Consider the following 10934-nt stretch of genomic DNA (forward strand, 5'->3'; position numbering starts at 1 on the left):
CATTTCAAATGCGGACATACCTAAAACATCCGCGCGATCAACCTAGCACGCGCCGTGCTGTTTATTGACAACTGCTGTCGCGCTGCGGCGACGAACCTGGGGAGCGGCCCGGGCGGCGACTACGCCTGCGGCCGGCGGAACCGGATCGACGAGGCTGCTGCGGACGCTGCTGCGACGAATGCGCAGCGACTGCCGTCTTCGGCACGGAAGCCCGATACGGCGCCATGTCACCAGCCACCGCATGCACGGCAGCCGAGTCGACGGTGACCTCTTGCGGAGTGACGCGGATGCCCGCGCGGCGCATCAATGCATGCGTGTCCTTGCGCTGCTCGGGCAGGACGACGGTCACGACGTCGCCGGCATTACCGGCCCGCGCGGTTCGTCCGGACCGGTGCAGATAAGCCTTGTGCTCGGCGGGCGGGTCGATGTGCACGACCAGTTCGATGCCGTCAACATGGACACCGCGCGCGGCGATGTCAGTGGCCACCAGCACTCGCGCGTCACCGGCACTGAAGGCGGCCAGATTCCGGTCACGCGCGGGCTGAGACAGGTTGCCGTGCAAGTCGACAGCCGGGACACCGGATTCGGTCAGCTGCCTGGCAAGCTTGCGCGCCTGATGCTTGGTGCGCATGAAAAGGATGCGGCGACCAGAGCCGGAGGCGAGCCGGTGGACCAACTCCTTCTTGGCCTGCGCGTCCGAGACGTGGAACACGTGGTGGGTCATCTCGGGTACCGGCGAGTCGGAGCCCTCGACGGAGTGCAGCACCGCATCGCGAAGAAACCGATTGACGAGCTTGTCGACGCCGTTGTCCAGAGTCGCGGAGAACAGCAGCCGCTGGCCGCCCATCGGAGTGGCCGCCAGGATGCGGGTGACGCCGGGAAGGAAACCGAGATCGGCCATGTGATCGGCTTCGTCGATCACCGTGATCTCGACCGAGTCGAGACTGATCAGACGCTGTCTCATCAAGTCTTCGAGCCGGCCCGGACAGGCCACGACAACGTCGACCCCAGACTTCAAGGCGGTCACCTGCCTGCTTTGCGACACCCCGCCGAAAATCGTCGTCACGCGCAGCCCGTTGGCAGCCGCCAGCGGTTCCAGGGTCGCGGTGATCTGGGTGGCCAGCTCCCGGGTCGGGGCCAGGATCAGACCCGTCGGGTGGGACGGGCGGCGCCGGTGTCCGGCCAGCCTGCTGACCAGAGGAATCGAGAAGGCGAGCGTCTTGCCGCTGCCCGTCTTGCCGCGACCGAGGACGTCTCGGCCGCTCAGTGTGTCGGGAAGTGTTTCGATTTGGATGGGAAACGGATGGCTGATCCCGCGGGCGGCGAGCACTTCGATGAGTGGTTCGCGCACGCCGAGATCGGCAAATGTCATGCCTGTGGTCACTTGATGTCTTTCAGCATCGGTGCTGCCGAGTTCGCGGCGACAAGCGCGCGTTCGATCAGCACGAAATGGCGAGATTGCCGGTGGGCAAAATCGATCGCCGCGATACGAACTGCGCCGGATTCAGTACGCCGACCCTCGATCGGGACGGGCGCCGGAAGGATGAAGAAACGTTTCACGACGTGTCGGCCACCGCAGGGCAACCAACGTTGGTATCAGCGTAGCGCATGCCGCCCCGGTATGCGCCGAGTGCGCCGCGCCCGCGAACCTGAGCGCGACACCCGCCCGCCGGCATGTACGGTTGAACTCATCGCCCGCTAGCGGTCATCGCGAATCGTCGGAGCACGAGAAAAGAGAAGTGTGCGGTTCGATCCTCGCCGACCGCCGATGCGGACCAGCCTGCCTACTTCATCTTAAGGACACGTATGGACAACTCGAAACTGTTTTCGCACCCAGAAGCGCCCGAATACATCGTCTCGGGCGAGGACTCCGGAAAGCCGGTCGAAAACCCGGTCTTCTCGGATCGCCCCAGCGGCGACGCCGGCGCGCGCGCCAAACAACGGCAGTGAGGACAATCGACGCGGAGTCGGCCCGTTCCGGGCCGGGCCGGGCAATATTGGGACCGTTGGATCGCCCGAGTCGTCGTCGCGGCAGTCATCGGTCGGCACAGATGTCGCTGTTCAGAGATCTCGCGCGCTTCGCGGCACCGCATCGCTGACGCTGCGGGCTGCTGCACATGCGATCCGTCACCTTATGACTGCATAGTTTGCAGTTTGTGCAACTATAGGGTGCTATGGCCAATCAGATCGGTCTACGCGAGCGCCGCCGCCGCCAGACCAGCATGGATATCCGGGATGCCGTCGTGCACCTGGCCAGCGAACGCAGCTTCGACAGGGTGACGATCGACGAGATCTGCCTCGAGGCCGGCATCTCGCCCCGCACCTTCTTCAATTACTTCCCGAACAAAGAGTCTGCGATCGCCTACGGCCCCTCCGACATACCCCCCGAGCTCGTCGACGAATTCGTCGCGGCCGGCCCCGCGCCCTATTCGGTGGTGCTAGCGGAGCTGATCGCGCTGGCGGCCCACCACCTCCGCGACGCGCCGCCCAAGCGTGAGCAGGCCGTGTGCATGTTGCAACTCGCCAAGACCACGCCCGCGGTGCTGGCGGCTTTCCTTGCCGATCTGGAACGGTTCCAAACCCACCTGACCGATGTCGTCGCACGCCGCCAGGGGATGCGGCCCGACGACGAGGTGCCCGCGATGATCTCCGCCCTGGCGTTGACGGCGGTGCGTTCAGGCATCGAGCGCTGGTCGGGCGGCGCGCCCGAGGATGCCGAGGACACGCCGATGCCCTACGTCGAACGCGCCGCCGCGCTCGTCAACAGCATCTTCACGCAGTGACCCAAAACACGGTCAGAGAAGTTGCATAGTCTGCAAAGTATGCACAAAATGTACTAACATCCGAATGCGGTGTCGCAAAACGGGCCAAGCGAGAGTTTTCCCGCGAATCCCGTGGTGACGCAAGCGATCAGAGAAGCCCCCGCTATCTCCCGCGGGCCACCCCGACGACGTCCACATCACTACTGCGCGACGAGGAAGGAAAGCACCCGGGTGCAGATATCGAAGGTTGTGCGCAACGCGTGGCTGCCACTGTTGGTCACGGCAGTCGTCGTGGTCGGTGGCTTCACCGTGGCGCGGGTCAAGACGTTCTTCAGGGCCCAGGACACCGGCGTGCTGACCAGCCCGCGCCTCGACGAATCCACGCCGTTCAAGCCCAAGGTCGTCAAATACGAGGTCTTCGGTTCGGCCCGCCGCGCCAACGTCAACTATCTGGATCTGTCCGCTGACCCGCAGCGGGTCGACGGTGCACCGCTGCCGTGGACGCTGGTGCTCAGCACGACTGCCCCCGCCGTCTTCCCCAACATCTCGGCGCAAAGTGACGGCGACCAGCTGGGGTGCCGGATCACCATCGATGACGAAGTCAAGGACGAGAACGTGACCACCGGCGTGCACGCACTGACCTTCTGCTTGGTGAAATCAGCATGAGCAGACACCTCGACGACACCGCTCCCCTCGCGACACACGCTGAGCGGCCTGCGATCCCGCGTCTCATCCGGAAGTTCGCCGTACCCGTGATTCTCGGCTGGATCGCGGTCATTGCGGCGCTCAACGTCGCCGTCCCCCAGCTCGACGAGGTGGGCAAGATGCGCTCGGTGTCGATGGCACCCGACGACGCGCAGTCGGTCGTCGCGACAAAACGCATGGGCGCGGTGTTCGACGAGTACAAGTCGAACAGCTCGGTGATGATCGTGCTGGAGGGCCACAAGCCCCTCGGTGACGCAGCCCACGTCTACTACGACCAGATCGTCAAGAAACTTGACTCCGACACCAAACACGTTGAGCACGTTCAGGACATGTGGAGTGATCCGCTGACCGGGGCGGGCGCGCAGAGCAGCGACGGCAAGGCCGCCTACGTCCAGGTCTACCTGGCCGGGAATCAGGGCGAAGCTCTGGCCAACGAGTCGGTCGAGTCCGTCCAGAACATTGTCAAGAGCATCCCCACCCCCCCTGGGGTCAAGGCGTATGTCACCGGGCCCGCGGCGCTGATGGCGGATCAGCACGAGGCCGGCGACCGTAGCCTGCAACTCATCACGGCGGCGACCTTCACGGTGATCATCGCGATGCTACTGCTGGTCTACCGCTCGATCGTCACCGTGTTGCTCACGTTGTTGATGGTCGTGTTCGAGCTTTCAGCCGCGCGCGGAATGGTCGCCTTCCTGGGCTACTACAACATCATCGGGCTTTCCACGTTCGCGACGAACTTGTTGGTCACGCTGGCGATCGCAGCCGCCACCGACTACGCGATCTTTTTGATCGGCCGATATCAGGAGGCCCGTTCGGTCGGCGAATCCCGAGAAGACGCGTACTACACCATGTACAAAGGCACCGCACATGTCGTTCTCGGTTCGGGCCTGACCATCGCCGGCGCCACGTTCTGCCTGCACTTCACCAACCTGCCGTACTTCCAGACGCTCGGCATTCCCTTGGCGATCGGCATGGTGGTGGTCGTCGCCGCGGCGCTGACGCTTGGTCCCGCAGTCATCTCGTTGGTAACACGCTTCCGTAAGACCCTGGAGCCCAAGCGAGCTCAACGCATTCGAGGCTGGCGCAAGGTCGGAGCTCTCGTCGTCCGGTGGCCCGGGCCCATACTGGTGATGACGATCATGGTCGCACTGGTGGGCCTGCTGACCCTGCCGGGTTACCGCACCAATTACAACGACCGCAACTACCTTCCCGCGGACCTGCCCGCGAACGAAGGCTACGCCGCTGCGGACCGTCACTTCTCCAAGGCGCGCATGAATCCCGAAGTGCTGATGATCGAGAGCGACCACGATCTGCGCAACTCCGCCGACTTCCTGGTCATCGACAAGATCGCCAAGGCGGTCTTCCGATTGCCCGGAATCGGCCGCGTGCAAGCCATCACCCGGCCGGAAGGCACGCCGATCGAGCACACCTCGATCCCGTTCCAGATCAGCATGCAAGGCGTCACCCAGCAGATGAACCAGAAGTACCAGGAAGACCAGATGGCCGACATGCTCCACCAGGCGGACATGATGCAGACGACCATCAACGACATGACCAAGATGCAGAGCATCACCACGCAGATGGCCGACAACATGCACGTCATGGTCAGAAAAATGCACGAAATGACCATCGACATCGCCCAATTACGGGACAACATGGCGGATTTCGAGGACTTCTTCCGACCCATCCGCAGCTACTTCTACTGGGAGAAGCACTGCTACGACATCCCGGTGTGCTATTCACTGCGATCAGTGTTCGACGCCCTCGACGGCGTCGACACGATGACCGACGACATCCAGAGTCTGCTCCCGGTGATGGACCGCCTCGACGCGCTGATGCCCCAGATGGTGGCGCTGATGCCTTCGATGATCGAGAACATGAAGGCCATGAAAACGACGATGCTGACCATGTATTCGACGCAGAAGGGGCTGCAGGATCAGCAAAAAGAGGCGCAGAAGAACGCCAGCGCCATGGGCAAGGCGTTCGACGCGTCCAAGAACGACGATTCCTTCTACCTGCCGCCGGAGACGTTCAACAATGCCGAGTTCAAGAAGGGCATGAAGAACTTCATCTCGCCCAACGGTCATGCTGTGCGCTTCATCATCAGCCACGACGGCGACCCGATGTCGGCCGAAGGCATCGCGCATATCGACGCGATCAAGAAGGCCGCCTATGAAGCGCTCAAAGGCACGCCGCTGGAGGGCTCGAAGATCTATCTCGGTGGAACCGCGGCAATGTACAAAGACCTCCGCGACGGCAACACCTACGACCTGTTGATCGCCGGGATCGCCTCGCTGTGCCTGATTTTCATCATCATGCTGATCATCACGCGAGGCGTCGTGGCCTCGGCGGTGATCGTGGGCACTGTCTTGATCTCGCTGGGCGCGTCCTTCGGGCTTTCGGTGCTGATCTGGCAGCACCTCATCGGCATCGAGCTGCACTGGATGGTGCTCGCGATGTCGGTCATCATCTTGCTCGCCGTCGGTGCCGACTACAACCTGCTGCTGGTGGCGCGTTTCAAGGAAGAGATCTACGCCGGGCTGAACACCGGAATCATCCGCTCGATGGGCGGCACCGGCTCGGTCGTCACGTCGGCGGGACTGGTCTTCGCCTTCACGATGATGACCATGGCGGTCAGTGAGCTGACCGTGATCGGCCAGGTGGGCACCACCATCGGCCTAGGCCTGCTCTTCGACACGCTGATCGTCAGGTCGCTCATGACCCCGGCGATCGCCGCGCTGCTGGGCAAGTGGTTCTGGTGGCCGCAGCGGGTCCGGCAGCGGCCGAAGCCCTCCCCCTGGCCTGACCCGACTCAGAAGCCGACGCCGGCCGAGCCGCGCGAATTGGCGTCGAGCCTGCGCTGAAGTCGCCGAAACTGCGCCCAGCGTGTACTCCCGGCTCTCGCCGCAGCGCTGGACGCAGTCTCGATGCGAGGGCGCGGGTTCAGGTGACCCATTCCGGTCGCTCGCCGACATCGGCCGCGGCGAAGTCCTTGTGTCCCAACCCGGCCGTGGTGCCGCCGTCCACGACGAACTCCGAACCGGTCGAATAGCTGGATTCGTCGCTGGCCAGGTAGACCACCAGGTGGGAGACCTCTTTGGGTTCGGCGGCGCGGCCGAGCGCGGTCTGGAAGAGGTCCTCGGGGACCCACTCGGTCATCGGCGTCTTGATCAGGCCGGGGTGGATCGAGTTCACCCGGATGCCGCTCGGACCCAGTTCCAGCGCGGCCGATTTGGTCAGCCCGCGGACGGCGAATTTGGTTGCGGTATAACCGTGGCAGGCGATGGTTCCGGCCATGCCCTCGATAGAAGAGATGTTGATGATCGAGCCGCGTCCCGCTTCCTTCATGGGTTTGACCACGGCGCGGATGCCGAGGAACACGCCGGTCAGGTTGATGTCGAGGATGCGCTGCCACTCGGAGAGTTCGTAGTCCTCGAGGGTGCCGATGTTGATGATGCCGGCGTTGTTCACCAGCACGTCGACGCCGCCGAACTCGGCCAGCGCGGTGGCGACCGCCGCGTCCCACTGCTCGGGTTTGGTGACGTCCAGGTGGACGTAGCGGGCCGCGTCACCGACGTCGTCGGCGACCGCCTTGCCCTCGTCGTCGAGGATGTCGCCGAACACCACCTTGGCGCCCTCGCCGACGAGCATCCGCACGTGCGCGGCGCCCATCCCCCGCGCGCCGCCGCTGACGAGCGCAACCTTTCCCGCCAACCGTTGTGTCACCGCATGTCTCCCGTCGTGTCGGAGGGTCGTTAGCACGATACAGACGCACGACGATGTATGGCCAGCTTCGAACTAGCTCTTGTCCGACCACCGGAAGACGGCGAGGCTAGCCATTAAGCCAGCAATGCTCCACGCCGCCAACACGAAAAATATGTGCCAGCGCTCCCAGCTGCCGGCCGGTTCGAAAGCGACCATGTCCGCGGGTAACAGCACCGAGCGAAAACCCTGGGCCATCCATTTGACGGGGAAGATCGAACCAAGCGTCAACATCCACGTCGGCAGCGCGATGAGGGGGACATAGGTGCCGGACACGAACTGCAACGCCACCGCCGGGCCGTTGGTCATGACCGCACCGGAAACGGCGTTGCCGGCAAGGTTGCTGACCAACACACCCAGCAGTGAGCAGCTGACGATACCGAGGCCGAAGACCCACGCCAGCGTGAACCACCCGAAGATGTCGGTGGGCAGACGAAGTTTGAAAACCGACACTCCCAGCGTCAGAAGCACGATAGCTTCGGCGAAGCTGGCAATGGCAACCAGCAAGATCTTCCCGAGGAAGTACGACGATGCGGTGGTGGGCGTGCCGCGGAGTCGCCGCAAGGCGCCGGTGTCGCGGTCGGCGGCGATGCTGATGCCGAGGTTGATGAATGACGTGGAAAGAATTCCGTACGCAAGCATGCTCGCCGCGATCACGGCGCCAGTGCTGGTATCGGTATTGGGTAGTTTGGCGGAAAAAATCGAACCCAACAAAATGCAGATGACGGCCGGCAAGGAGAACGTCAGGACCACCTGCTCGGGCCGGCGATAGAACATCTTCAGCTCGGGGACGACGCGCGACATGCCGATACGCAGCGGCGACGGCAGCGAAGAATCCGGCCCGTTCGCGCGATGTCGCGCCGTCGCGGCGCTCTCGACGTGGTCAACACTCATCTGCCTGGCCGATCAACTGCAAATATGCGTCTTCCAGCGTTGGCCGCGAGACCGTCAGCCGGCCAAGCTCTTTCCCGTTCGCCGAGCGCCGCCTGATCAACTCCGTCGGGTAATCCGTGCGCTCCACCTGCACTTCGTCTCCCTCCATCCACCTGACCGTCGCAGCCGAACTCACGTATCCGGTCAGGTTTGCCGGCGAGTCGAGCGCCACCAGGCTGCCGGCGGCGATGACCGCGACGCGGTCCGCCAACGTGGCGGCCTCTTCCAGGTAGTGCGTGGTCAGCAAAACGGTCGTGCCGTCGGCGGCCAGGAGCCTGATGAGGTCCCAGAATCGTCGCCGGGCTTCCGGGTCGAATCCCGTCGTCGGTTCGTCCATGAAGACCAGCTCGGGCATGTTGATGACCCCGAGGGCGACATCGAGCCGACGGCGCTGCCCACCTGACAGCGCCCTGACCTTCGAATCGCGAACCGAGCCGAGCCCGACGAGTTCGAGCACCTCCTCGGGGCCCCGTGCCTTTCCATAGCACTGCGCGAACATGTGCACCGTTTCGGAGACTTTGAGCATCCCGAAGTCGCTGGCCTCTTGTAGCACTATGCCGATTTTGGCGCGCCAGCTCCGGCCCGCGGCACCGGGGTCTTCGCCCAGCACACTGACCTGGCCGGCGTCGCGTTGACGGTGCCCTTCCAGAATTTCTATGGTGGTCGACTTACCCGCCCCGTTGGGCCCCAGGATCGCGAAGATTTCGCCGTGCTCGACATCGAGGTCCAGATCCCGCACCGCGCAAGATGTTCCGTACGACTTCGACAGACCATGAACGTGGACCGCGGACCGCCGCCGCGGACGCGTCGCTGCCGGCGAAGCCGACTTCGACGAGGTCATGGAGTGCCGCCCGCGTTCGGCCCGTGCGGGTGTTTCTCCAACTCGGCCAGCACTTCCCGTAGCTCGGCCTCGGACAGCTGTTCGAGGAATCCGTCGATGTCGCCGGCGACTACGGGGGGTTGTGAGCGCTTTTCGGTGACTTCCGGCGCATCGTCGCCGGCGATCCGGAGGTCGGCGAGAATCTGAACGGCCAGCGATGCGACACTCACCCCCCGGAGCAGTTCCAGCAGTGGCACGTCGATTGCGAACGCCGCGTTGATCCGCAGCCTGAAATCCATTGCCATCATCGAGTCCAGCCCGATGTCGTCGAGGCTGTCGTCGAGCCCGACCTCGGCGACGGGGAGTTCGAACACAGCGGCAACGATCTGCCGGACGTGGCTTGCAACCGCGTCGAGGCGGTCTTCTTCCGGTATGGCCGAGAGCAATTCGCGCATCGACGAATCCGTGTCGGCGCACTCGGAGGAATCGTCGGCGGCTCCCAGTTCGGAAAACATCGGCGGCACGTGGCCGCCGAATGCAACGCGGCGCGCCTGTCTCCAATCAGCGCTGATTGCGACGACGTTGGCGGCTTTTTGGTTGACGAGCCGATCGAGGATCCGGATTCCCACTGCGGGTGTGATGAGCTCGATCCCGCGTTGGGCGTAGCTCTTTTCCAGCTCGAGTTCCTCGACCATCCCCACCGACCAGGGACCCCACCCGATGGTGAGAGCGGGTAGCCCCTCGGACTGCCGGTACGACGCGAAGGCGTCGAGGAACGCGTTGGCGGCGGCATAGTTGCCTTGGCCGGGCGAGGTGATGACCGAGCCCGCGGACCCGAACATCACGAAAAAATCCAGTTCCTGCCCGCGCAGGGCATCGTGCAGCACGCGAGCGCCGCGGATCTTGGGAGTCAACACTGTCGTGAAGTCGGCTTCGGTCATGTTCACCAGGAGCTGGTCGTGGAGCGACCCTGCGGCGTGGATGATCCCGCGGACGGGACGGCCCTCTTCCCGGTTGTGCCGGTCCAGCCAGCCGTGCACCTGGTCGGCGTCCGCGACGTCGACGCCGGCGGCGCTCACCCGGGCCCCGAGGCGCTCGATCATTCGGATCGTGTCGATGGTCGATGCGTGCGGGTGGTCTGGGGCCAGTGACGGCCAGCAGTGCCGCGGTGGGGTCTCGCTCCGGCTCAGCAATGCAATGTGTCGCGCGCCGCGTTCGGCCAGGAAGGTGGCCACGATGCGGCCCAAGGCGCCGCCTCCACCGGAGATGACATAGGTCGCATCGGGCGCCAGTTTCGTCGGAAAGGGTTGTGTCAGCGAGCTGCACGCGCGCAGCCGCGGAACGAAAGTGGCACCGCCGCGGATGGCGATCTGGTCCTCGGGGCTGGCGGCGACAAGGTGACAGCAGACCCGCGCGGCGCTCTCGACGACGTCGTCGGCATCGTCGATGTCGATGAGCCCGCCCCACTGTGCGGCGAATTCCTGGTGGCCGATCACTCGACCAAGCCCCCAGATGGCTGCTCGTTCCGGAGCCAGCGTCTGGGTGCCGGGCGCCGGTTGCGCATTGGCGGTGATCAGAAAGAGGCGCGGCCGAACGGTGTCGAGGTCGGCCATCGCCTTGACCATATGCAATGTCGCGAGGACCCCGATCCGCTCAGCGGCCTCTGTTGCTCCCGGCCGCAGCGGTTCCCCATCGGGGTGGGCGGGGATGTCCATCGGCCAGCAGTTGACGATGCCGGCGAGGTTGTCTTCGCCGCAGTGCTTTTGCAATATCTCGTTGAATTGCTGGGGATGACGCGGGTTCAGCGCGTACCCGCCGTCGAGGATGGCCAGCGTGTCGCCGCCGTGGCGGGTGACCGTCCGAACGTGATGGCCACCGCGGCGCAGTTGGTCGGCGAGCGCCGACCCGAAACCGGCGGCGTCGAGGAAGACGAGCCACGACGAATCGGCCGG

Annotated in this window: 10 protein-coding genes; 4 read left to right on the forward strand and 6 right to left on the reverse strand. The window is 64.3% G+C overall.

Annotated elements, in window-relative coordinates:
* Window positions 1-61: 61 nt before the first annotated feature.
* Together AC2VOK_RS13100 and AC2VOK_RS13105 are read right to left on the reverse strand one after the other, a co-directional pair.
* Window positions 62-1384, reverse strand: coding sequence for a DEAD/DEAH box helicase (locus AC2VOK_RS13100; RefSeq protein ID WP_428900863.1), 1323 nt, complete (start codon window positions 1382-1384; stop codon window positions 62-64).
* Window positions 1381-1560: a hypothetical protein gene (locus AC2VOK_RS13105; protein ID WP_343709420.1), complete on the reverse strand. Its 180-nt coding sequence runs from the start codon at window positions 1558-1560 to the stop codon at window positions 1381-1383. The genes AC2VOK_RS13100 and AC2VOK_RS13105 overlap by 4 nt, the downstream gene beginning before the upstream one ends.
* A 246-nt stretch (window positions 1561-1806) precedes the next feature.
* On the opposite strand from AC2VOK_RS13105, the gene AC2VOK_RS13110 reads away from it, so the two are divergent.
* The 4 genes from AC2VOK_RS13110 to AC2VOK_RS13125 all read left to right on the forward strand — a co-directional run bounded on the left by AC2VOK_RS13110 (window position 1807) and on the right by AC2VOK_RS13125 (window position 6331).
* Window positions 1807-1950, forward strand: coding sequence for a hypothetical protein (locus AC2VOK_RS13110; protein WP_428900864.1), 144 nt, complete (start codon window positions 1807-1809; stop codon window positions 1948-1950).
* A gap of 224 nt (window positions 1951-2174) precedes the next feature.
* Window positions 2175-2783, forward strand: coding sequence for a TetR family transcriptional regulator (locus AC2VOK_RS13115; RefSeq protein WP_343709418.1), 609 nt, complete (start codon window positions 2175-2177; stop codon window positions 2781-2783).
* Between the two features lie 210 nt (window positions 2784-2993).
* Window positions 2994-3428, forward strand: coding sequence for an MmpS family transport accessory protein (locus tag AC2VOK_RS13120; RefSeq protein WP_343709417.1), 435 nt, complete (start codon window positions 2994-2996; stop codon window positions 3426-3428).
* The gene (locus AC2VOK_RS13125) at window positions 3425-6331 is read left to right on the forward strand and encodes an MMPL/RND family transporter (protein ID WP_343709503.1); all 2907 of its coding nucleotides are present in this window, start codon (window positions 3425-3427) and stop codon (window positions 6329-6331) included. Before AC2VOK_RS13120 ends, AC2VOK_RS13125 begins: the two co-directional genes overlap by 4 nt.
* Window positions 6332-6410: 79 nt before the next feature.
* On the opposite strand, the gene AC2VOK_RS13130 is transcribed toward AC2VOK_RS13125, so the two are convergent.
* From AC2VOK_RS13130 to AC2VOK_RS13145, 4 genes are all read right to left on the reverse strand, one after another.
* Window positions 6411-7193 carry an SDR family oxidoreductase gene (locus tag AC2VOK_RS13130; protein WP_428900865.1) on the reverse strand — a complete coding sequence of 261 codons (783 nt, stop codon included), beginning with the start codon at window positions 7191-7193 and terminating at the stop codon, window positions 6411-6413.
* 72 nt (window positions 7194-7265) lie between these two features.
* A complete protein-coding gene (locus AC2VOK_RS13135; RefSeq protein WP_428900866.1) occupies window positions 7266-8123 on the reverse strand; it encodes an ABC transporter permease in 858 nt (285 codons plus the stop codon).
* On the reverse strand, window positions 8113-9003 hold the full coding sequence (locus AC2VOK_RS13140; protein ID WP_343709500.1) for an ABC transporter ATP-binding protein: 891 nt from the start codon (window positions 9001-9003) through the stop codon (window positions 8113-8115). Before AC2VOK_RS13140 ends, AC2VOK_RS13135 begins: the two co-directional genes overlap by 11 nt.
* A partial coding sequence (locus tag AC2VOK_RS13145) for a KR domain-containing protein (protein WP_428900867.1) occupies window positions 9000-10934 on the reverse strand: 1935 nt, incomplete at its 5' end. The genes AC2VOK_RS13140 and AC2VOK_RS13145, both read right to left, overlap by 4 nt.

Source organism: Mycobacterium sp. TH-M116 (genome assembly GCF_057473685.1).

Coding starts and splice junctions, on each gene's coding strand:
- AC2VOK_RS13110 (WP_428900864.1), top strand. CDS start 1,807: ATGGACAACTCGAAACTGTTTTCGCACCCAGAAGCGCCCGAATACATC.
- AC2VOK_RS13115 (WP_343709418.1), top strand. CDS start 2,175: ATGGCCAATCAGATCGGTCTACGCGAGCGCCGCCGCCGCCAGACCAGC.
- AC2VOK_RS13125 (WP_343709503.1), top strand. CDS start 3,425: ATGAGCAGACACCTCGACGACACCGCTCCCCTCGCGACACACGCTGAG.
- AC2VOK_RS13135 (WP_428900866.1), bottom strand. CDS start 8,123: ATGAGTGTTGACCACGTCGAGAGCGCCGCGACGGCGCGACATCGCGCG.
- AC2VOK_RS13140 (WP_343709500.1), bottom strand. CDS start 9,003: ATGACCTCGTCGAAGTCGGCTTCGCCGGCAGCGACGCGTCCGCGGCGG.